General features: G+C 61.9%; 17 protein-coding genes. 1 reads left to right on the forward strand and 16 read right to left on the reverse strand.

What is annotated here, in order from left to right; translation table 11 throughout:
• Window positions 1-90: 90 nt before the first annotated feature.
• The 4 genes from urtD to urtA all read right to left on the reverse strand — a co-directional run bounded on the left by urtD (window position 91) and on the right by urtA (window position 4,929).
• Window positions 91-936: an urea ABC transporter ATP-binding protein UrtD gene (gene urtD, locus KO536_RS20405; protein ID WP_219262786.1), complete on the reverse strand. Its 846-nt coding sequence runs from the start codon at window positions 934-936 to the stop codon at window positions 91-93.
• Entirely contained in the window at window positions 933-2,012 is a 1,080-nt protein-coding gene (gene urtC / locus KO536_RS20410; protein ID WP_219262787.1) for an urea ABC transporter permease subunit UrtC, read from the reverse strand. Before urtC ends, urtD begins: the two co-directional genes overlap by 4 nt.
• On the reverse strand, window positions 2,012-3,514 hold the full coding sequence (gene urtB / locus KO536_RS20415) for an urea ABC transporter permease subunit UrtB (protein ID WP_133078747.1): 1,503 nt from the start codon (window positions 3,512-3,514) through the stop codon (window positions 2,012-2,014). The genes urtC and urtB overlap by 1 nt, the downstream gene beginning before the upstream one ends.
• Before the next feature lie 149 nt (window positions 3,515-3,663).
• Window positions 3,664-4,929 carry an urea ABC transporter substrate-binding protein gene (gene urtA / locus KO536_RS20420; protein ID WP_219262788.1) on the reverse strand — a complete coding sequence of 422 codons (1,266 nt, stop codon included), beginning with the start codon at window positions 4,927-4,929 and terminating at the stop codon, window positions 3,664-3,666.
• A 286-nt stretch (window positions 4,930-5,215) separates the two neighbouring features.
• Between urtA and KO536_RS20425 the strand changes: the two genes are divergently transcribed.
• On the forward strand, window positions 5,216-8,692 hold the full coding sequence (locus KO536_RS20425; RefSeq protein WP_219262789.1) for a DUF4329 domain-containing protein: 3,477 nt from the start codon (window positions 5,216-5,218) through the stop codon (window positions 8,690-8,692).
• Here KO536_RS20425 and KO536_RS20430 read toward each other — a convergent pair.
• The 12 genes from KO536_RS20430 to cbiE all read right to left on the reverse strand — a co-directional run bounded on the left by KO536_RS20430 (window position 8,689) and on the right by cbiE (window position 22,197).
• Window positions 8,689-9,699, reverse strand: a complete 1,011-nt coding sequence (locus tag KO536_RS20430) for an iron ABC transporter permease (protein ID WP_219262790.1) — start codon at window positions 9,697-9,699, stop codon at window positions 8,689-8,691. The genes KO536_RS20425 and KO536_RS20430 overlap by 4 nt on opposite strands.
• Window positions 9,696-10,646 (reverse strand): ABC transporter substrate-binding protein, encoded by a 951-nt coding sequence (locus KO536_RS20435; RefSeq protein ID WP_219262791.1) that lies wholly within the window; start codon window positions 10,644-10,646, stop codon window positions 9,696-9,698. Before KO536_RS20435 ends, KO536_RS20430 begins: the two co-directional genes overlap by 4 nt.
• Entirely contained in the window at window positions 10,643-11,431 is a 789-nt protein-coding gene (locus KO536_RS20440) for an ABC transporter ATP-binding protein (protein WP_133078751.1), read from the reverse strand. Before KO536_RS20440 ends, KO536_RS20435 begins: the two co-directional genes overlap by 4 nt.
• A gap of 186 nt (window positions 11,432-11,617) precedes the next feature.
• Window positions 11,618-13,732, reverse strand: a complete 2,115-nt coding sequence (locus KO536_RS20445) for a TonB-dependent siderophore receptor (protein WP_219262792.1) — start codon at window positions 13,730-13,732, stop codon at window positions 11,618-11,620.
• 165 nt (window positions 13,733-13,897) lie between these two features.
• Window positions 13,898-15,274, reverse strand: coding sequence for a PepSY domain-containing protein (locus tag KO536_RS20450; RefSeq protein ID WP_219262793.1), 1,377 nt, complete (start codon window positions 15,272-15,274; stop codon window positions 13,898-13,900).
• Window positions 15,275-15,416: 142 nt separating this feature from the next.
• A complete protein-coding gene (locus KO536_RS20455) occupies window positions 15,417-17,474 on the reverse strand; it encodes a TonB-dependent copper receptor (RefSeq protein WP_219262794.1) in 2,058 nt (685 codons plus the stop codon).
• Window positions 17,475-17,571: 97 nt separating this feature from the next.
• Entirely contained in the window at window positions 17,572-17,943 is a 372-nt protein-coding gene (locus KO536_RS20460) for a DUF2946 domain-containing protein (protein ID WP_133078799.1), read from the reverse strand.
• 48 nt (window positions 17,944-17,991) lie between these two features.
• Window positions 17,992-18,486, reverse strand: coding sequence for a copper chaperone PCu(A)C (locus tag KO536_RS20465; RefSeq protein ID WP_219262795.1), 495 nt, complete (start codon window positions 18,484-18,486; stop codon window positions 17,992-17,994).
• Between the two features lie 50 nt (window positions 18,487-18,536).
• The gene (locus KO536_RS20470) at window positions 18,537-18,935 is read right to left on the reverse strand and encodes a DUF2946 domain-containing protein (protein WP_219262796.1); all 399 of its coding nucleotides are present in this window, start codon (window positions 18,933-18,935) and stop codon (window positions 18,537-18,539) included.
• 232 nt (window positions 18,936-19,167) lie between these two features.
• Window positions 19,168-19,899 carry a cobalt-precorrin-6A reductase gene (locus KO536_RS20475; protein WP_219262797.1) on the reverse strand — a complete coding sequence of 244 codons (732 nt, stop codon included), beginning with the start codon at window positions 19,897-19,899 and terminating at the stop codon, window positions 19,168-19,170.
• The gene (locus tag KO536_RS20480) at window positions 19,896-20,993 is read right to left on the reverse strand and encodes a cobalt-precorrin-5B (C(1))-methyltransferase (RefSeq protein ID WP_219262798.1); all 1,098 of its coding nucleotides are present in this window, start codon (window positions 20,991-20,993) and stop codon (window positions 19,896-19,898) included. Before KO536_RS20480 ends, KO536_RS20475 begins: the two co-directional genes overlap by 4 nt.
• Entirely contained in the window at window positions 20,986-22,197 is a 1,212-nt protein-coding gene (gene cbiE, locus KO536_RS20485; protein WP_133078760.1) for a precorrin-6y C5,15-methyltransferase (decarboxylating) subunit CbiE, read from the reverse strand. The genes KO536_RS20480 and cbiE overlap by 8 nt, the downstream gene beginning before the upstream one ends.
• Between the last annotated feature and the right edge of the window lie 158 nt (window positions 22,198-22,355).

Raw genomic sequence — 22,355 nt, forward strand, 5'->3', positions numbered from 1 at the left:
GCGATCGAGCGCGTAGCGGTCGCGCTCTTGAAATGGTTGAAGCCCCTTCGGGCCTTATCGCAGCCTTCGGCAGCGACTACAGGTAATCATTCAGCGGCCCAGATACACCTCGATGACCCGCTCATTCGCCTGAACCTGTTCCAGCGAGCCCTCGGCCAACACGCTGCCTTGGTGCAGCACGGTCACATGGTCGGCAATCGAGCCGACAAACCCCATGTCGTGTTCCACCACCATCAGCGAATGCTTGCCCGCCAGGCTCTTGAACAGTTCGGCGGTGAACTCGGTTTCGGCGTCGGTCATGCCCGCCACCGGTTCGTCGAGCAGCAACAGTTGCGGGTCTTGCATCAACAGCATGCCGATTTCCAGAAACTGCTTCTGGCCGTGGGACAACAACCCGGCAGGTCGATGGGCCGAGCCGCTCAGGCGGATGGTGTGCAGCACTTCGCCGATGCGGTCCTTCTGCTCGCCGCTCAGCGTTGCCCGCAGGCTGGCCCACACCGACTTGTCGGTCTTTTGCGCCAGCTCCAGGTTTTCAAACACGCTCAAGGCTTCGAACACCGTGGGCTTCTGGAACTTGCGCCCGATCCCGGCCTGGGCAATCTGCACTTCACTCATCTGGCGCAGGTCCAGGGTTTCGCCGAACCAGGCCTGCCCTTCGCTGGGCCGGGTCTTGCCGGTGATCACGTCCATCATGGTGGTCTTGCCCGCGCCATTGGGGCCGATGATGCAGCGCAATTCGCCAACGCCGATGTACAGGTTGAGGTTGTTCAGCGCTTTGAAGCCATCGAAGCTGACGCTGATGTCTTCCAGGGTCAGGATGGTGCCGTGGCGGGTGTTCAGGCCCGGTTCAACGCGCTGGCCAAAGCTGATGGCGTCACGGCTGCTGCCCGCGTCTTTGTTGGGGTCGAGGATGGGTTCGAGCATGACATTCCTCATTGGTCGGCCTTTTTCTTCATCAGGCCGATCACGCCTTTGGGCAGGTACAGGGTCACGATGATGAACAGCGCCCCCAGGAAGAACAGCCAGTATTCGGGGAAGGCCACGGTGAACCAGCTTTTCATGCCGTTGACCACGCCTGCACCCAGCAGCGGGCCGATCAGGGTGCCGCGTCCACCCAGGGCTACCCACACGGCGGCTTCGATGGAGTTGGTCGGCGACATTTCGCCGGGGTTGATGATGCCGACTTGCGGCACATACAAGGCACCGGCCAGACCGCACAGCACAGCGCTCAACACCCACACAAACAGCTTGAAGCCACGGGGGTCGTAGCCGCAGAACATCAGGCGGTTTTCCGCATCGCGCAGCGCGGTCAGTACGCGGCCAAACTTGCTGCGCGCCAGCCGCCAGCCGAGAAACAGACTGACCACCAGCAACAGCACCGTGGCGAAGAACAGCGCGGCACGGGTGCCGGGTTCGGTGATGCCAAAGCCCAGGATGCTGCGAAAGTTGGTGAAGCCGTTGTTGCCGCCAAACCCGGTTTCGTTGCGGAAAAACAGCAGCATCCCGGCGAAGGTCAGGGCCTGGGTCATGATCGAGAAATACACGCCCTTGATTCGCGAGCGGAAGGCGAAAAAGCCGAACACCAGTGCCAGCAAGCCGGGAGCCAGTACCACCAGGCACATGGCCCACCAGAAGTGTTCGGTGCCGACCCAGTACCAGGGCAGTTCAGTCCACGACAAAAAGGTCATGAAGGCGGGCAATTCATCGCCCGAGGCCTGGCGCATCAGGTACATGCCCATCGCGTAGCCACCCAGGGCGAAGAACAAACCGTGACCCAGGGACAGCAGCCCGGCGTAGCCCCAGACCAGATCCAGCGCCAGCGCGACAATGGCGTAGCAGAGGATCTTGCCCACCAGCGTGAGGGTGTAGGCCGAGACCTGAAACGGGCTGTCGGCAGGCAACAGGGAGAGCAGCGGCAAGGCCAGCAACACCAGCAGGACCAGGCCACCCACCAGGGTTGTAACGGTGGGCCCGGCTTTTTGTGCCGCAGTGACCATCAGAGGCTGATTCATCAGTCGATCACCCGTCCTTTAAGCGCGAAGAGCCCTTGCGGACGCTTCTGGATAAACAGAATGATCAGCCCCAGGATCAGGATTTTGCCCAGCACGGCGCCGATCTGCGGTTCAAGAATCTTGTTGGCGATGCCCAGGCCAAAGGCCGCGTAAACAGTGCCTGCCAGTTGCCCGACACCGCCCAGCACCACCACCAGGAACGAGTCGATGATGTAGCCCTGGCCCAGGTCCGGGCCGACATTGCCGACCTGGCTCAAGGCCACGCCGCCGAGCCCGGCAATCCCCGAGCCGAGGCCGAAGGCGAGCATGTCCACACGCCCGGTGGGTACGCCGCAGCAGGCGGCCATGTTGCGGTTCTGGGTGACGGCGCGAACATTGAGGCCCAGGCGAGTCTTGTTCAGCAGCAGCCAGGTCAGTACCACCACGGCCAATGCGAAGACGATGATCACCAGGCGGTTGTACGGCAGTACAAGGTTGGGCAGCACTTGCAGCCCGCCCGACAGCCATGCCGGGTTGGCCACTTCAACGTTTTGTGCACCGAACAGGACGCGTACCAGCTGGATCAGGATCAGGCTGATGCCCCAGGTGGCGAGCAGGGTTTCCAGTGGACGGCCGTAGAGGTGACGAATGATCGTGCGCTCCAGCACCATGCCCACGGCAGCGGTGACAAAGAACGCGACCGGCAATGCCAGCAAGGGGTAGAACTCGATGGCGCCAGGAGCAAAGCGCTGGAACAGCAACTGCACGCAGTACGTGGAATAGGCACCGAGCATCAGCATCTCGCCGTGGGCCATATTGATCACCCCCAGCAGGCCGAAGGTAATGGCCAGCCCGAGTGCCGCCAGCAGCAGAATCGACCCCAGGGACAAACCACTGAACGCCTGCCCCAGCAGGTCGCCGATCAGCAGTTTGCGCTTGACCTGGGACAGGCTGGTTTCGGCGGCGGTGTGTACCGTGGCATCGGTTTCGACGCCGGGTTGCAGCAGGGTTTCAAGACGGGTGCGGGCCAGCGGTTCGCCGGTTTCTCCGAGCAGGCGCACGGCGGCCAGACGCACGGCAGGGTCGGGGTCGACCAGTTGCAGATTGGCCAGCGCCAGGCTCAGGGCGGTGTGTACATCGCTGTCGGTTTCGCCAGCCAGTTGCCGGTCGAGGAATGAGAGTTGTGCAGGGCTTGCGGATTTTTGCAGGTGTTGCGCCGCACTCAGGCGCAGCTTGGGATCGCTGGCAAGCAACTGATGGCTGGCCAATGCCGTGTCGATCAGCCCGCGCAGACGGTTGTTCAGGCGCAGGGTTTTGGACTGGCCGTCTACCGTGAGCTGACCTTGTTGCAGGCTGTTGATCAGTTCGACGCGGGCAGGGACGGGGTGCGCGGCCCAGCGTTCGAGCAGTTGGGCCTGCTGTGAATTGTTGGCAGCGGCGAAGTCGCTGGCGTCATCGGCCTGTGCGGCCAGGGGCAGCAACAGCAGTAGCGCGACGATAACGCGGTAAAGGGCAGTGGGCATAGTTATGGCCTTGCACAGATAGAAGCAATTCAACACACCTGTGGGAGCGGGCTTGCTCGCGATTCAGGCAACGCGGTCTTTCAGTGAAACCGTGTTGATTGCATCGCGAGCAAGCCCGCTCCCACAAAAGCACAACGATGAGGCTGGCCTCAGTTACCCTTCACCGCGTAATCCGGCTTTTTGTCGTTGCCCGAGATGTAAGGGCTCCACGGCTGGGCGCGGATCGGGCCTTCGGTCTGCCACACCACGCTGAACTGACCGTCAGGCTGGATCTCGCCGATCATCACCGGCTTGTGCAGGTGGTGGTTGGTCTTGTCCATCGTCAGGGTGTAGCCCGACGGCGCGGCAAACGTCTGGCCGGCAAGGGCTTCGCGCACTTTATCCACGTCGGTGGACTTGGCTTTTTCGGCGGCCTGGGCCCACATGTGAATGCCCACGTAGGTGGCTTCCATCGGGTCGTTGGTCACGGCTTTGTCGGCGCCCGGCAGGTTGTGTTTCTTGGCGTAGGCTTTCCAGTCGGCGACGAACTTATCGTTGGCCGGGTTCTCTACCGACTGGAAGTAGTTCCAGGCGGCCAGGTTGCCCACCAGCGGTTTGGTGTCGATGCCGCGCAGTTCCTCTTCACCCACCGAGAACGCGATCACCGGAACGTCGGTGGCTTTCAGGCCCTGGTTGGCCAGCTCTTTATAGAACGGCACGTTGGAGTCGCCGTTGACCGTGGAGATCACCGCCGTTTTGCCGCCTGCCGAGAACTTTTTGATGTTGGACACGATGGTCTGGTAATCGCTGTGGCCAAACGGGGTGTAGACCTCTTCGATGTCCTTGTCGGCCACGCCTTTGGAGTGCAGGAACGCGCGCAGGATCTTGTTGGTGGTGCGCGGGTACACGTAGTCGGTGCCCAGCAACACAAAGCGCTTGGCACTGCCGCCGTCTTCGCTCATCAGGTATTCAACGGCCGGAATGGCCTGCTGGTTAGGGGCTGCACCGGTGTAGAACACGTTGGGCGACATCTCTTCGCCTTCGTATTGCACCGGGTAAAACAGCAGGCCGTTGAGTTCTTCAAACACCGGCAATACCGATTTGCGCGACACCGACGTCCAGCAACCGAATACCACGGCCACTTTGTCCTGGGTCAGCAACTGGCGGCCCTTTTCGGCAAACAGAGGCCAGTTGGAGGCCGGGTCCACCACCACCGCTTCGAGCATCTTGCCGTTGACGCCGCCCTTGGCATTGATCTCGTCAATGGTCATCAGCGCCATGTCTTTGAGCGAGGTTTCGGAGATCGCCATGGTTCCGGACAGGGAATGCAAAATCCCCACCTTGATGGTCTCGGCGGCTTGCACCGTCCAGGTCAGGCCCAATGCCGCGATGGAGGCGGTCAGGGTGAAAGCCTTGATCAAGCTGCGACGCTTCATGGTGCGATCTCCAGGTATCTGATTTTTAGAGGATTGATCTGAACACTGAGAAGGTCTTAGCAAGGGCTGTGCCGGAGTTGAAATAAGGCTCTGCAACGGGGCTTTGCGCGAAAATCGGGCGTCATGGCGCACCAGTTGGGGGCTTGAGTGCGCTGCCTTGGTGCCAGGCAGGCATAAATCGCCTGCCTGGGGCCGTTCGCCCCAGGAGGGGGCGGTTTCGCAGGGCAACTTAACTATTTACCGCCCGCTCAGCCCACGGCTCTTGATGATGAAAGGAGATCTGGCCTTGGCCGATCTCCCTTCTTTGATCAAGGATGCCATTGCTATGGACTACACCGAGAACCGTGAAAAGCGCAACGCACATCCCAATGTGCGAACCGTATTGCCGACGCTAAGCCCGGCCTTTATCAATGCCGATGATGCCGCCCGCTTTGCCCACCAACTGATCGCGGACTACCGCACCGTCGAGTACGGTGGCGCTATCCTCCAAGACACCCAGGGACGCTATTTCGCAACACGCCCGGTAAGAGGAAGACAAAGCTCGTTTGATCCGACATTGGTCATTTCAACCGATGCCACAGGTATGTTCATCACCCCCCCCGGTTATACCTGCGTGGCCTTGTACCATTCGCACCCGGCGAACTACGACAAGCTGCAAGGTGTTTTAAAATCATGGCCACCCCAGGACATTCAAACCGCCATCAACAGCTTTTCTACTGCGGACATGGTGCTCAATCGGCTCAATGCCTATTTTGCTGTCGCCCATTATTTGTCGGGGGTCAATGGCTCGCTGCTCAAATACATCGCCAGCGGATCGCCTCTGGAAGAAGCGCTCACAGAACGAATTGCCCTCGATACCAGCGAGGGGAAACTGACATTTCCCACCATCGCCCAATACATCCAGGCGGCAGCCAGGGTCGGGACGTTACGGGTGATTCAGTCCACTGAAATATGGGGCGCAAAGCCGGGGCTGTTGCGGGGGGACTTCAAGGTGTTCACACCGTCAGAGTCTCTGGATATTGCCCCGGTGATCGTGCAGCAGCCCGCGTTTGGGCCTATCAGTGAGAGCATCGAGCAGGCCGTCAAAGAGATGCGGGCGCGGGTCAATCAAACCAGTGACAGCGTGTACGGGATCATCCTCGAACACAAAGGCCAGCCCGTGTTTGTCGCTTCGGAACCGGTTTCGGGGGAGCTGGATTTCTCGCTGTCGAAGATTTTCCCCTCGACGGCCTCCACTCCGGGTCTCATACCCCCTTATTACGAGGTGGCAGGCTTGTATTGCCGCGACGGTTTTTACCGCGATCCGAGCCTGGTGCCTGTGCAAGAGCCTTCGGTATTCAAGAATTTCCTGTTTCCCCAGGCCCTGGCCAATGGGGTCAAGGCTGCCCAGGCATTGGCCGGGCCATCGGCCGCGCGCGCAGTGCCGCTGTTTATCTGCACCACCGATGGCGCTGTCCTGAAATACGTCTCGACGTTGACCCCGGCCGAGCAAACCTTGCTGGCGCCGCTCACCCAGGGTGAGGGGTTGGCGATTACGCGGGAGCTGCTCAGCGGCGTGACGCTCACCAGCGCGTTTATTCGCGAGCTTTCCCGCGTGGGCGAGTTAAGCGTGCTGCACACCAGTGACTTGTGGAGCAGGGAGGGGCGGGTGACACCCGTCTGGCAACCCTATGATGGCTTTTACCGGCGGGCCATGAGCCCGTCTTTCATCTCGGCTGATGATGCCGCGCGTTACGCCCACGAACAGATTGCCGGGCGAGATGACAAGGTCTACGGCGGCCTGATCTATCAGCGGCTGGACAATCGTTTTGTCGCCACTGAGCCCCTGGCCTGCCATAACGAGAGCTTCGATCCCGCCTGCGTGCTGCCACCAGAACTCATCGCCCTCACCCCCCACGGGTGTGCCGTGGTGGCGGTTTATCACACCCACCGTGTGCATCCGTTGTGGCTGTGGCGTTCAGCCTCGCAGGAACAGGTGTGGCGCAACATGCTTGAACCCCACGAGCTCAATGCGGCCATCCGGGATCGTGAGTGGGCCAGCATCCGCTATTTTTCGGCGCGCAACGGCACCTTGCTCAAATACACCCCCAGCGACTCTCCCCTTGAACGGGCGCTGCGCACGCAGATCGCGCCGCCTGTGGAGCATCCCGAAAATGTTCGGCGCAACGCGATGCACATGACCCTGCGGGCCAACTCGATCAAACCCGTGGACTACGTTCGTCAGGTCGCTCAGGCGGGGGATTTGCAGGTTGTGGTGGGCAGTGCGTTGTGGGGGCAGCCCGGCAAGGTAGCGGCGGACTTCAAGCCGGGTGCCGTGCCAGCTGCGACAGAGGCGCTACGGCCTCTGGCTTGCAGCCCGGTATTTACTCAATTGGAAGATGCCGTGCGCTATGTGCACAACGGTCTGACGTTTGCGCAAACGTCTCAATACGGGGTGATACTCGCCAGTCTTCACGGGGACGAATACGTAGCGACCCTGCCACTGGAAGGCGGGGAATTTACCCTGGACCGATTGTTTGCCCGGGATGCAGTGACCGACCAGCACCGACTGCCGCCGGGTTTCAAGCTCCAGGCCGTCTATGTGGCAGCCCCCAGGGTGGCGGCAGGCGTGGAAGGGTTGGACACCAGGCGCATTTACGAGGCATTTGTGTCGCCGGTGGATTTCGCCCGGGCACTGGCGCTCAGTGACAGTATCAAGGCGCAAATTGGTTTGGTGCCTGCGGCTGCGGTGCTTTACCTGTCCAGCAGCGACGGTGCGCTGTTGCGCTATATCGACAGGTCATCGCAGGTGCAGTTGGCCAGCGGCGTATTCAGGGAGGGCGGTCAGGCCACGCTTGATCAACTGACAGCCCTGCGGCTCACGCCGCTGGACTATGTGCGCAAGGTGGCGATGGCGGGTGATTTACAGGTGATCAAAACCAACCCGGTCTGGACCCGTGCGGGGCGTGTCAGCGCGGGCTGGCAACCTTATGGTCTGGAAGTGCCCGCTGCGACGGCCAGCAACATCCGGTTCTTTGCCTTGGGCCCCGTGTTCAGTCACCCCGACGATGCGGCGCGGTATGAGCATCAACACCTCAAGCATCCGTGCGTGGCCAATATGATGGGGGGCGTGTTGCGTCACCCCGATTACGACACTTACGTGGCCCTGCAATTGATGGAAAACGATGAGCCGGTGAATGTGGCACAGATGATTCTGGGTACGCACTTGTCGCTGCCGAACGTGCCGGCTGCCAGAACGGTGTTGCCCGGTGGCTATGCCATCAAATCCCTGCATTTCGCCCGTGAAGTCAGCGGGCAGGTGGCGGGCACTGCGATTGAAACCAATCTGCTGAAAAACATGTTTTGGCCGGTCGACATTTGCTACGCCACCCGAACACTTCACCGGGAGTTGAGCGACGTCAGTGTTGATTTTCTGTACCTCTCGACCGATGACGGTGGGCTGTTGAGGTACTGGCGCGGTGACAAAGAGGCCAATGACCGGCTGTGTGAATATGTGAGCGGCGCCAGTGTCACCTACGAGCGCTACTTCATTGAAAACAGCAGCCCGACCCGAACCCCGGCCCTGCCCAGCGATACCCTGACCCGTGTGCTCAACTCAGGCGGTCTGCGGGTATTGGAACCGAGCAGCACCTGGCCGCGAGCCGGGGCGGTCAACACCCGCCTTACCGTGTCGACGCAACCTGTGGCGTTTGACTATGAAGGCACGACCCCCGGTATGCCGGTGGTGCAGTTGAAAGTGGGGCCGGTGCGCGATGAGCTTTAGCGTTTACGCATCAAGCCAATAAAGAACAGCCCGCCTATCGCTGCCGTGGCCACGCCGATGGGCAGGTCCTCGGGAGCGATCAGGGTGCGGGCCGCCACATCGACCCACACCAGAAACACGCTGCCCAGCAGCGCCGACACCGGCAATAAACGCCGGTGTTCGGCGCCCACCAAACGCCGCGCAATGTGCGGGATCATCAGGCCGACAAAGCCGATCGAACCGCTGATAGCCACCAGTACGCCGGTCATCAGCGAGGCGATCAAAAACACCCGCAAGCGTACGTTGCGCGCATTCAGGCCCAGGGTCACGGCGGTCTGCTCGCCAGCCATCAGGGCGTTCAACGGGCGGGCCATGCCCAGCAGCAACACCAGCCCCAGCAGCACGCTGGCGCTGGGGGTGGCCAGCAGTTCCCAGCGCGCCAGGCCCAGCCCGCCGAGCATCCAGAACAGCACGGCGGAGCTGGCGCGATGGTCGCCCAAAAACAGCAGCGTGTTGGCCACAGCCATCATCACAAATGACACCGCGACCCCGCATAACAGCAGGCGGTCACTGTCCAGGCGGCCATGACGGCTGGCGATCGCCAGTACCAGCAGCATGCTCAACAAGGCCCCGATAAACGCGGCGATGGGCAGGGTCAGCAGGCCGACGATTTCGCCCACATGCAGCACAACAATCACAGCACCCAGGGTGGCGCCACTGGTCACGCCGAGCAGGTGCGGGTCAGCCAGCGGGTTGCGGGTGACCGCTTGCAGCACGGCGCCGATCAATGCCAGCCCGGCACCCACCAGCGCTCCCAGCAGCATGCGCGGCACGCGGATCAGCCACACGATGTGCTCCTGCCCCGGGCTCCAGCTCACGTCGCCAAGGCCGAACAGCTTGTTCAGCAAAATGTGCCACACCACGTCCACCGGCACCCGCGCCGGGCCAAAACCCAGCGACACCACGCACGACACCAGCAGCAGTGCGCCGAGGCCGATCAGCAACAGGGCGTAGCGACGAGCCATCATTGTGGGTGAAAGCCTTTGGCCAGAGTTTCGATGGCGAACACGTTGTCGATACCCGGCGTGGCTTGCACATAAGGGATGACGATAAAGCGCTTGTTACGGATGGCGTCCACCGATTGCAGGGCCGGGTTGGTTTCCAGGAAACGTTGTTTCTGCTCGGCCGTGACTTCGCTGTAGTCGACAATCACGATCACCTCGGGGTTGCGCTCGACCACGGTTTCCCAGTTGATGCGGGTCCAGCTGGCGTCGATGTCGCTGAGGATGTCATTGCCGCCTGCCGCTTCGATCAGGGCGTGGGGGATGCCCAGCTTGCCCGAGGTCATGGCACGGTCTTCGCCGCTGTCATACAGAAACACCCGGGGTTTTGTGGCGGGCAAGGAGGCTTGTACCTCGGCGATTTTTTGCTGCATGTGCACGACCACCTCATGGGCGCGGTCTTGCACGTTGAAGATCCTGCCCAGGTTGAGCAAGTCGTCGTAGGTGTCTTGCAGGCTGGCAGGCGGGCGCTTCATCACGAAAGCGCAGGACTCGGTCAGCTCATACACATTGATGCCCAGCGGAGTCAGGGTTTGCGGGGTCAGGTCGCCGCCTACGCGCATGCCGTAATCCCAGCCGGCGAAGAAGAAGTCGACGTTGGCATTGAGCAGGGTTTCCACCGACGGGTATTTGCTGGCCAGTTCCGGCAGGCCGTCGAGGATCACGTTCATCTCGGGCGTCACCGCCTTCCAGCCACTGATGCCGCTGTAGCCGGCCATATGCGGCTTGAGGCCCAGGGCGAGCATCATCCGGGTCATGTTGATGTCGTGGCTGACCGCGTGCTTCGGGGCCTGGGTAAAGGTCACGTCGCGGTTGCAGCTCTTGATCGTCAGCGGGTACTGCGTGGTCTGGGCCTGGGCCAGTTGGGCACCCAATACGGCGCAAAGGCCGAGTGCGAGGCGGATCAGCTTCATGGTTGGGTTATCCAGGTAATGCGCGGGTAGCCGGACAGCGGGTGGTCGTCGATCAATGCCGCTACGCCAAAGACATCGCGCAACAGTTCGACGGTCAGCACTTCGCGCGGGGTGCCGCTGGCGATGATCTTGCCGTGGTTGATCACGTACAGCCGGTCGCAAAACGCGGCGGCCAGGTTGAGGTCATGAATGCTGGCCAGGGTGCCGATCTTCAGGCGCTTGACCAGTTGCAGCAGCTCCAGCTGATAGCGCGGGTCGAGGTGATTGGTCGGCTCGTCGAGGATCAACAGTTCGGGTTGCTGGGTCAGGGCCCGGGCGAGGATCACACGCTGTTTTTCACCCCCCGAGAGGGTGGCGAAGGCGTGGTCTTCAAAGCCGTTGAGGCCGACTGACTGGAGAGCGTTTTTGGCCAGTTCACGGTCGGCTTCGGTGTCGCCGTCGAACAGGCCCTTGTGCGGGGTACGGCCCATGGCGACGACTTCATCGACGGTCAGGCCAAAGGCATCGGGAAATTCCTGCAATACCACCGCAATGCGCCGGGCGCACCAGCGGGGCGATTGCTGCCAGAGGTTGTGCGGGCCCAGATGGACCTCGCCTGACTCGGGTTTGCTGAAGCGATAAGCGCAGCGCAACAGGCTGGTCTTGCCGCTGCCGTTCGGGCCGATCAACCCCACGAACTCACCTGCCGCGACGTGCAGGTTGGCATCACGCAGCTTGAACTGGTGATGACAATGGCCGTGGCCCAAAGGGGTCCAGGCGAGTTGGGTGAGGGTGAGGCGGGTCATAAAAATCCGGGTTGGCCAATATTGAGAAAGATCCCTGTAGTCGCTGACGAGGTACGAGGCTGCGATCGAGTGCGAAGCGCTCGTAAAACCTGAGGTCTCAATGCAACTGATACCCCGAGGCGCCTGGTTTGCGACTGCTTCGCACTCGATCGCAGCCTCGTACCTCGTCAGCGACTACAGATTCGGTCAGAAGGCGTAGTCTGCGGTCACGAAGAGCGAGCGCGGCTCGCCCATGATCCATTGCTGGCCGTTATTGTATTGGGTTACGGCGTACTGGCGGTTGAACAAATTGTTCAGGCGCAGCCCCAGGGTGGTTCCAGGCAACGCTTTCCAGCTGACGGTGGCGTCTACCACGGTGTAGCTCGGCAGCTCGACGGTATTGGCCATGTCGGCATAACGCGAGTCGACATAACGCACGCCAGCCCCTGCGTTCACGTCATCGGTAAAGGCCTTGCTCAACCACAGGTTGGCAGTGCGACGGGGTACGTCGGTGGGGCGATTGCCCTTGCGCGATACCCCTTCGTCATCGAATGTGTCGTACTGCGCGCGCACCACCGAGGCATTGGCCTGCAACTGCCAGCGGTGGGGCAGTTGCAGATCAAGGTTGGCTTCCAGGCCGCTGGAGGACTGCTCGCCGACTTGCTGTGATTTGCCCGGATTGTTCGGGTCGGACGTGATCAGGTCTTTCTTGACGATGTGATACGCTGCCACTGTCCATTCGCCACGCTGGTCCCAGAACATCTGCTTGAAGCCGATTTCGGTCTGGCGGGCGCGGGCCAGGTCGAAGACCTGCTCGTCCGGGTACAGGCTGATCAGCCCGGCCACCCCATCAACGCTGGTGGCCTGCTGTGCATAGATCGACATGTCCGGCGTCAACTCATACACCAGTCCGACTTTCCAGCTGTTGGCCGACAGGCTGCGGTCGCTGCGTGTGTCTTTGACCAGATCATTGTTGTCCAGGTGCACGATGTCGCGCCTCACTCCCGTCACCAACGACAACTGATCCGTCAGCTCGGTGCGGTTTTCGGCAAACAGCGAGACCTGTTGCGTGGTGGTCTTGAACTGGTCGAGGTACGGCGAGCGGCTTTCGAACTGGCCACGATCCGGGTGGTACAGGTCGATCGGCTGGCCGTTGTTCACATCGGTGTACGGCGAGTTGCTGTGCAGGTTGAAGTGGATACGGTTGTAGTCCGCCCCCACCAGGGTTCTGCTTTTGAGGCCGAACAGGTCGTGGTTGAGGGTAAAGGTCTGGCGGTCGCCGACCTGTTCCTGCTCATGTTTGATGCTGAAGTAACCGCTGCGCAGCAAGGTCTGGCGGTCTTCATTCCAGGCATGGCGCTCGGCGTTCTGCCAGCGGCGCTGGGCCTTGAGGTAATAAAGCTCGTTGCTGGCGCTGAGGTCGTCGCTGATCTGCCATTCGGTGTTCAGGCGCGTCCACTGGTCGTTGTAATGCAGCTTGGCATCGCGCACGTTGTAGTTCTTGTCGCGCAGGCTCTTGTGATAACGGCCATTGATCAGCGGCACACCAAAGTCGTTCTGCGGCTCCTGGTCGCCGTAGTCGTGGCTCAGGGTGAATGCCAGGTCGTCGTTGGCCTGCCAGCGCAGGGCGGCACTGATAAAGGTGTTTTCGGAGTCGCCGTGGTCGATCCAGCCATTGCTCTGCGTGTGGTTGATGTTCAACCGGTAGCTCAGGGTGTCGGTGAGCGAGCCTCCACTGTCCAGCGCCTGTTGGCGGGCATCGTAGGAGCCGTAGCCCAGGCGGACATGGTTCTCGATTTCACCGCTGAAGGGTTTTTTCGGGATCACGTTGATCACCGCGCCGGTGGCACCTTCGCCATACAACACTGAGGCCGGGCCGCGGAGCACGTCGATGCGTTCCACCGACCAGTCGTCCACCGGGAACGTTACGGTGCCTGCGCCGCTGTACATGCGAATCCCGTCATACAACTGCATCACCGAACCCTGGCCCACAAAGCCCCGGGCCGAGTACGACGAACCGCCGTTGCCCGGTGTGCCGGTGTTGCTGATGCCGGTGGTACGGGTCACGGCGTCCTGCACACTGCGGTCACCACGGGCACGGATTTGCGCACCGGTCAGGCTTTCGACGCTGGCCGGTGTCTGGAGGCTGTTGAGGTTCAGGCGCGAACCGGCGCTGGTGGCGGTCTTGAGGTCGATGCTTTCACGATCGACTTCAGGGGCGGTAATACTCGCGGCTGGCAATATCAGGGAAGGGGCACTGTCATCGGCCTGGGCGCTGTTCATCGCCAGCAGGCAGAGGCTGGAAAAAAGGTACGTGTTCATCGGGGCAGTGAGTCGCTTATTTCAAGAGGTGTCCCCGCTGCCTCCTGGCGGCGGGTAATGGAGCTTAAATTACTTTGTTATACAGTAACACTTATTTCGGGTGTGATACTGGCGTTCCATTATAGCAATGGCTCTGGAATGCGCCTCTCGGATGCCTCATGCGCATTATGAGAGGTGCTCACGTGGGCGTTTATTGCGGATCAACAGCAGCAAACGATCAAGCACCCACACCGCAACCAGGGAAGCGGCTACCAGCGGGAACACAATTGCCAGGGCGAGCATGATGACCACGCCGGTTTTCCAGGTCGGCAAATCATGACGCAACGGCGGTACGCCCAGGCGACCTTGGGGCCTGCGCTTCCACCAGATCACCAGACCGCTGACCGAGCTGAGCAGGATCATCAGGCACACCACCAGGATTGCGATCTGGTTCAGCGAGCCGAAGAGTTTGCCCTCGTGCAGCATCACCCCCATTTCAGTGGCGCGGGCGACAGGGCCGTAGTGCTGCCAGCGCACATCCGCCAGCACCTGGCCGGTGTATTGATCAACATGCAGGGTGGCATCGTTGCGCGGGTCGTCGGCGAAGACGGCCACGGTAAAGACGCCGGTGGCGGTGGTTGGCAGCGTGATGCTGTAGCCGGGTTCGACCTTGCGCTCGATGGCAGTGTCGACCACGTCCTGCAACGTGATGCCCGGTGCCGCCGGGCCGCTTGGCATGGCGCCGTGGCCCATGTGTTCGGCATGGGCCCCGGAGACCGGCATCGGCGTATTTTCCAGCGCCCAGGGCACGGTTTGGCGAGTGACGGTGTTGAGGCTGCGGGCCTCAATATCCGACGTGGGTACGTTGTTCCACATCGCTGCCGGGAACTGGTTCCACACGTCGGCGTATTGCTTGCCCCAGAAGCCGGTCCAGGTCATGCCGCTGATCAGCATGAACAGCAGCAGGGCAGCGCCCCAGAAACCGGTCACGGCGTGAAAGTCGCGCCACAGCACGCGTCCGCGACGGCTCAGGCGTGGCCACAGTATCCCGGCGGCCGATTGCCCCCTTGGCCACCACAGGTACAGGCCGGAAACCACCAGCACCACGCCCCAGCCTGCAGCCAGCTCCACCAGCCGGTCGCCGAGGGTGCCGATCATCAGCTCGCCATGCAGCGCCCGGGCCACGGCTTGCAGGTTGAGCTTGGCGTCTTGCTCGCCCCGTATGGCGCCGCTGTACGGGTTGATGAACACGTTGAGCTCACGCCCGTCGTTGTGGAGCACGAACTGAGCACTGCGTTCAGGATTGATCGGCGGCAGGTACTGGCTGATGTGGCCTTGTGGATAAGCGGCTTGCACGCGGCTGAGCTGTTCATCGGCGCTGAGGCTGTGATGGGCCGGGGTGACGTTGAGCAGATGGTCGTACATCAGGGAGTCAAGCTGGGGCTTGAACAGGTAGATAATCCCGGTCAGCGCCAGCAGGATCATGAAGGGGGCGACAAACAGGCCGGCATAGAAATGCCAGCGCCAGGCCAGGTTGTAGAAAGACGGTGTTGGTTGGCTCATGTGAGCGGCTCCGCAAGGTTGCATTGTTTATTTTTTAGTGTGGGAGCGGGCTTGCGCGCGATGCCGGCAGCGCGGTCTGTCTGGCTGACCGCGATGATGCAATCGCGAGCAAGCCCGCTCCCACAGAGGGTGGCGACTTGCGTCAGAAACTCACATCCACCTTGGTCCACAAGGTGCGGCCCGGTTCATTGATCGCCCTCGGGTCATTGGCCGGGTAGCCGTAACCGGCGTTGCCCGCCATGTTCAGGTGCTCGCTGTAGTTTTTATCCAGCAGGTTGTCGACGCCGGCGCTGACCTTGAGGTTTTTGTTGATGCGGTAGGCGCCATTGAGCGAGAACACGCCAAAACCTGCACTTTTGTCGAAATCCTTGCCCACTACGTTGCCCGCATTGCGGTCGATACGGCCCTGCGGTGCGACCACCCGCCACAAGGCGCCTGCACTCCAGTCAGCTTCGCTGTAGGTCAGGCCCAGACGGGTGTCCAGCGGCGGCATTTGAGGCAATGCCTTGCCATCGCTGGTGTTCTTGCCCCAAGCGTAGGCCAGGGTGGCGTCGGCTTTCCAGTTGGAGGTCAGCTGATAAGCCGCACCCACTTCACCGCCCATGATCCGGGCGTTGATGTTCTGCGCCTGAGAGTAGCCCTGGGCGTAGTCGAACAAGATGTAGTCCTGGACTATGCCCGCGTAGGCCGATGCCCAAGCTTCCAGATTCTGGGTTTTGTATTGCAGGCCCACGTCCAGCTGGGTGGTTTTTTCGGGCTTGATGGCATCGAACGCGTTCACCGAGCCGGCCGGGCCCGAGCTTGGGGAAAACAGTTCCCAGTAATCCGGGAAGCGTTGGGTGTGGCCCAGACCTGCGTACAGCGTGGTCGGGCTATCGGCCAGGTCGTGCTCATAGCGTACAAAGCCGCTGGGCAGGGTGTCGGCTCGGGTTTTGTCCAGGGTCGGGTTGGGTTTGCTCATCATTCCCGAGCCCAGGCGCGCGCGGTAATCCTTGGCAGAAGCTCGATCCAGGCGGGCGCCGCCGATTACCCGGTCACGCTCGGCGGCGTACCAGGTCAGTTCGCCAAATGCACCATAGTTGTGGAAGTCGGCGTCTTTGCTCCAGTTCTTATCCTTGTAGGTGTCGATGCCCATGCCAGAACGTTTGCGGTGTTCGTTGGTTTGCGCATCGATGCCGCTGATCAACTGGTAGTCAGCCCAGCGCCAGGTGGCCTTGACCCGTGCGCCAAGGGTTCGGCGGTCGACGTTGGACGCCATCGGCCCCGCCATCATGCCGGTGCCCGACGGGGTGCGCAGGGTGTAGTTGTCCATCACATGGTCAGCGTAGTTGTAGTAGACCTGAGCTTCGATCTTGTCGAGAACGTCGCCGATATTGGACTTCTCAAAGCGCAGCCCCAGGCTTTCTCGCTTGTACTGGCTGCCATCCATGCCGCGGCCTGCAGAGCGGGCTTCGCCATCGCCCTTGCCAGCGGTCAGTTCCAGCAGGGTGTCGGCGTCCGGGGTCCAGCCGAGGGCGATATCGCCGTTCCACTTGTCGTAGCGCGAGGGCACGGTGTCGCCATTGCCGTCTTTGTAGTCGTCGGCATGAGCGGTGTTGCCGATCACCCGTACATAACCCAGCGGACCACCGGCGGCGGCATCGATGGTTTTGTCGAAGCGGCCGTTGGAGCCGGCCAGCAGGCTGGCGTTGACCCGTGTGCCGAGTTCGCCGAAGTGCTCGGGCTCACGTTCGAACAGGATGGTGCCCGCGGATGCGCCAGGCCCCCAAAGCACTGTTTGCGGGCCTTTGATCACGGTGAGCTTGTCGTAGGTTTCGGGGGAGATATAGGACGTTGGCGCGTCCATGCGGCCGGGGCAGGCACCGAGCATCATGCCGCCGTTGGTGAGGATGTTCAGGCGCGAACCGAACATGCCGCGCAACACCGGGTCGCCATTGGTACCGCCGTTGCGGATCAGGGCGAAGCCGGGGATGGTTTTCAGGTAATCACCGCCATCACTGGCGGGCACCGGCTGGCGCGGATCTTTGGGGTTGGTGACGACGGTCAGGGGCGAACTGGGCGCGACGGCGGTGATCACCAGCGGGCTCAATTCATGGGTGTGCCCGGCCTGTTCGTCGGCCACGGCGGTGGACGCCAGAATTGCGCAGCTCAGGGTGCCAAGGGCAAAAGGTAAACGGGAGGCAGCAGTAAAACGGGACATAAGCATTCCAATATTCAAGCGAATACAACACGGCCACGCACCTGCGGCTGTCTAAGCAGCGCCTGCAGGTTGGCCGGATGAAGAGTTGTGTCGGTGCTTAAAGGAATACAGGCGGTGCGCGGGAGCGGGCGCCGGGGAAGACCGGTTGCCGGGCATGGCCCAGGCGGGGGTTGGCAGCCAGATAGCTGTTGAGTGTTGGCGCGCTGTGAAGGGCCAGGTCGGGCGTGCCGGGCAGTGCCGGGCAACTGAACAGCAACGTGCAGTAGCCGCACTTTGCCCAGATGGCATGGTGGTCGGTGGAGGGTTGTTTATGTTCGGCGTGCGCAGACATGTCCATGCCCATATCCATCGACATGGGCATTGGCATGGAGTCGTGATGATCCATCGGCATCGACTGGGAAATCAGCGGGCCGATAAAGATCATCAACATGGCAAACAGGCTCAGCCAGCTGCCGCGAATGGGCGACATGGTGTGCCTGGCGCGAGGTTCGCGCACGGGGGTCAGAAACCTTGGCCGTTAGTGGGCGTGCATGTGTTCCATGCTGTCGGCCGGGGCCTGTTTCTGCACATTGACCTCAACCGGTACGGCGCCTGCCTTTTCAAAATGCAGGGTCAGCGGGAAGTGCTTGCCGTCCTGCAGCAGGCTGCGGTCCTTGAGGCCGAACATCATCACGTGGTACGCCATGGGCGCAAACGTGACGGTGCCACCGGGCGGCACGTCGACGCTGGCCACGGGCAGCATTTTCATCAAGTCGCCCTCCATCACGTGCTGATGCAGTTCGGCTTTATCGGCAATGGGCGTGTCGACGCTGACCAGGCGGTCGGCGCTGCTGCCGGTGTTGTGAATGACGAAATAGGCAGCCACGGTCGGGGCGTTGGGCGGCAGTTCTTGCGACCAGGGGTGGGCGATTTCAAGGTCGCCGCTTTTGTATTCATGGGCGTTGGCAAAACAGGCAGGCAGCAACACAGCCGCCGCGATCACGACGTGCTTGAACAGGGAAAGGTTCAACATGGCAATTCTCCGGAACGATTCAAAACGCAAAGGGGTTGCGAGGATGAAGATCAGACCAGGGGTGAGGCGCGGGGGTTGAGGCTCGGCCATTGCTGGCGCGGGGTGGGGCGTTTGAGGTGATCGGGGACCAGGCTGTGGCCGTGCTCGATGGCTGCAAAATACAGCGAGGGAACATGCGCGGGCAACGCCACCAGCGGGGCTGCGCCTGAACAGCACCAGCAATGCTGCATGGTGGAGTGTTCGTCTTTCTGGCTGTCGCCGGCGTCAAGCTTGCCCAGGGAAACGGCGACCATCTTGGTGCCGGTGGAGGAGCAAAAGCTGCTCCACATGAATTGCTCGGTTGCAGCGTTTTTGGCGTCACCCATCGCGCCGGCCGTCGACATGGCGAGCATGTTGAACAGCACTGCAAAGCAGGCGATCCAGGCAAATGCAAACCGTTGTCGGGACATGAGCAATTCCATGAGTGAAGCGATCAGTCGGCTATTTAGCCTGAATGATCGGCGTAAGTAAAAAGAGCAGGTGTGGCGAAGTGTCGCGCAAGTATAGCGGATGCGGGTTTTGTACTCCTCATCGGGCCAATCTGTGGGAGCGGGCTTGCTCGCGATGGCATCTGCTGGTTTTACCAAGCAGACCGCGTCGTTTGCATCGCAGGCAAGCCAGCTCCCACAGGTTGGGGGCTGTTCACAACAAACAACGTTCCTGCGCCAACGCCTCCAGCACGTCCTTGGTCGTCAAAAACTCCCGATCCACCTGTGCCAACACCGGCCGCTTGAGGATCAACACGGGCACCCCGCGTTCACGGGCCACTTCCAGCTTGGGCTCGGTGGCGCTGCTGCCGCTGTTCTTGCTGATCAACACATCGATCCGGCGCTGCTCGAACAAGGCGCGCTCTTCGTCGATCAGGAACGGGCCCCGTGCGCCGATCACTTCGCAACGCTCATTGCTCGGATAGACGTCGAGGGCGCGCAAGGTCCAGAACTGCTGTTCGGGGATCTCATGCACATGCTCCAGCGGCTCGCGGCCCAAGGTGAACAGCGGGCGCTTGAAAGGCTTGAGGGCTTGGACCAGTTCGCTCCAGTGCGCCACTTCGCGCCAGTCATCATCCGGTTGCGCAACCCACGCGGGGCGGCGCAGGGCCCAGCACGGGATAGTGCTGGCGGCCGCGGCGAGGGCCGCGTTCTGGCTGATTTGCGCGGCGTAGGGGTGAGTGGCGTCCAGCAGCAAATCGATACCCTCGTCGCGAATGTATCGGGCCAGACCTTCAGCGCCGCCATAACCGCCCACCCGTACCTCGCAGGTCAGGTCGGTCGGCACCCGGCCTACACCGGCCAGGCTGTAGACATGCTGCGGGCCCAGGGTGCGGGCGATGGCCAGCGCTTCGGTGACGCCACCGAGCAACAGTATCCGTTTCATGCAAAGGCTCCTGCGTGGCCAACGATCCCGCCCTGACGGTCGATGGCAAATACTTCAACCTGCACCTGGGCAGGCACCACGCTGCGGGCAAAATCCAGTGCGTGCTGGCACACCGCATCGCCCAGCGCGATACCTGCCGCGCTGGCCATCGCCAAGGCTTGCTGGCTGGTGTTGGCCTGACGAATCGCCTCTTGCAGCGCCTGGTCTGCACCCATGTCGGCGGCCCACCGGGCCAGTTGTGGCAGGTCGATGCTGGAGTGACGGCTGTGCAGGTCCATATGCCCGGCAGCCAGCTTGCTGATTTTTCCGAAGCCGCCGCAAATGCTCAACTTATCCACAGGGACTTTGCGCAGGTGCTTGAGTACCGCGCCGACGAAGTCACCCATTTCGATCAGGGCGATTTCAGGCAGGTTGTACACCCGGCGCATGGTGTCTTCGCTGGCATTGCCGGTGCAGGCGGCGATATGCAGGTAGCCATTGGTTTTGGCCACGTCGATGCCTTGATGGATCGAGGCGATATAGGCTGCGCAGGAAAACGGGCGGACAATGCCGCTGGTGCCCAGGATCGACAGCCCGCCGAGAATGCCCAGGCGCGGATTCATGGTTTTCAGGGCCAGGGCTTCGCCGTCCTGCACGTTGACGGTCACTTCAAAGCCGCCGTTGTAATTCAGCTCGCTGGCCAGTTGCTGCAAATGGTCGGTGATCATCTTGCGCGGCACCGGATTGATCGCCGGCTCGCCCACGTTCAGCACCAGCCCCGGACGGGTCACGGTGCCGACGCCGCGTCCGGCGACAAAACCGATACCCGGTTCCGGGCGCAGGCGCACCCGCGAGTACAGCAGTGCGCCGTGGGTGACGTCCGGGTCGTCGCCCGCATCCTTGATGGTGCCCGCTTCGGCACCGTCTTCGCTCAGGCGGCAGAACTCCAGGCGCATCTGCACTTTTTTACCCTTGGGCAAGGTGATTTCCACCGCGTCGTGGCTGGCGCCGCCCAGCAGCAAGCGGGCAGCGGCCAGGCTGGTGGCGGTGGCGCAGCTGCCGGTGGTCAGGCCACTGCGCAGCGGAGCGGGTTGTTCGCCGGTTTCGTCACGCATCGAGGGGTTTGGTCACGTCTAGAAGAGTAATGGGCAACGCCTGGCGCCAGGTGTCGAACTCGCCCAAGGGTTGTGCCTGGGCGATGTGGACCCGTGTCAGCTCACCGCCATGGCGCTCACGCCAGCTCATCAAGAGCATTTCACTTTGCAGGGTGACGGCATTGGCCACCAGTCGCCCGCCGGGCTTGAGCTGCTGCCAGCACGTGTCGAGCACACCTTCGCGGGTCACGCCGCCGCCAATAAAGATCGCGTCCGGGCGCTCCAGTCCTTCAAGGGCTTGCGGGGCCTTGCCACGAATCAGTTGCAAGCCGGGTACGCCCAGGGCATCGCGGTTGTGTTCAATCAATTGCTGGCGCCCGGTATCCGCTTCAATCGCCAGGGTGCGGCAGCTGGGCCAGGTGCGCATCCACTCGATGCCAATCGAGCCGCTGCCCGCGCCCACGTCCCAGAGCAATTGGCCGGGCAAGGGGGCAAGGCGGGCAAGGGTGATGGCGCGCACATCGCGCTTGGTCAGCTGGCCGTCATGGGCAAAGGCGCTGTCGGGGAGCCCGCCGGTGCGTGACAGCGGCTGGGCGCTGTCGTCGGCCAGGCAGTCGATGGCAATCAAGTTAAGGGCGGCGATGGGCGGGTCGCTCCAGTCATTGGCACTGGCTTCTACCCGTCGTTCCGCCGGGCCGCCCACGTGTTCCAGCACATGCAGGCGGCTGGGGCCAAAGCCGCGTTCGCGCAGCAGGGCGGCGATGGCGGCCGGGCTTTTACCGTCATTGCTCAAGACCAGCAGGCGTACGCCGCTGTGCAGGTGCGCGTTAAGGGCCGCCACCGGGCGGGCCACCACAGACAGCGTGACCACGTCCTGCAGTGGCCAACCCAGGCGAGCGGCCGCCAGCGAGAAGGATGACGGTGACGACAGCACTTGCATCTCATCGCTGGCAATCACTCGCGCCAGGCTGGCGCCGACCCCAAACAGCATCGGGTCGCCGCTGGCCAGAACGCAGACCGGCTGGCCGCGCAATGCCAGCACTGGCGCCAGGGAAAAGGGACTTGGCCACGCTTGGCGTTCGGCGCGAATACAGGCGGGCAGCAGGTTGAGCTGACGCTGGGCGCCGAACACCGTGGCTGCGCCGAGCAAGGTGCGACGCGCATTTTTGCCCAGCCCGCTAAAGCCGTCTTCACCGATTCCCACAATTGTTAGCCAGGGCGACATGCCAATCCTCTTGTTCAACGCCAAATGTTCCATCCGCCAGCGGGTCTGCATGGCCCGTGGAATCAGGCCGCATGATAGCGCAGCCTTGGGCTGCAGATGCCTTGTGCATTCATTCCGTCCGGCAGGCTTTTCATGAGGCTGTCCAAAGCAGGCATAAT

It is taken from the genome of Pseudomonas sp. NKUCC02_KPG (assembly GCF_019345465.1).
Lineage (GTDB): Bacteria > Pseudomonadota > Gammaproteobacteria > Pseudomonadales > Pseudomonadaceae > Aquipseudomonas.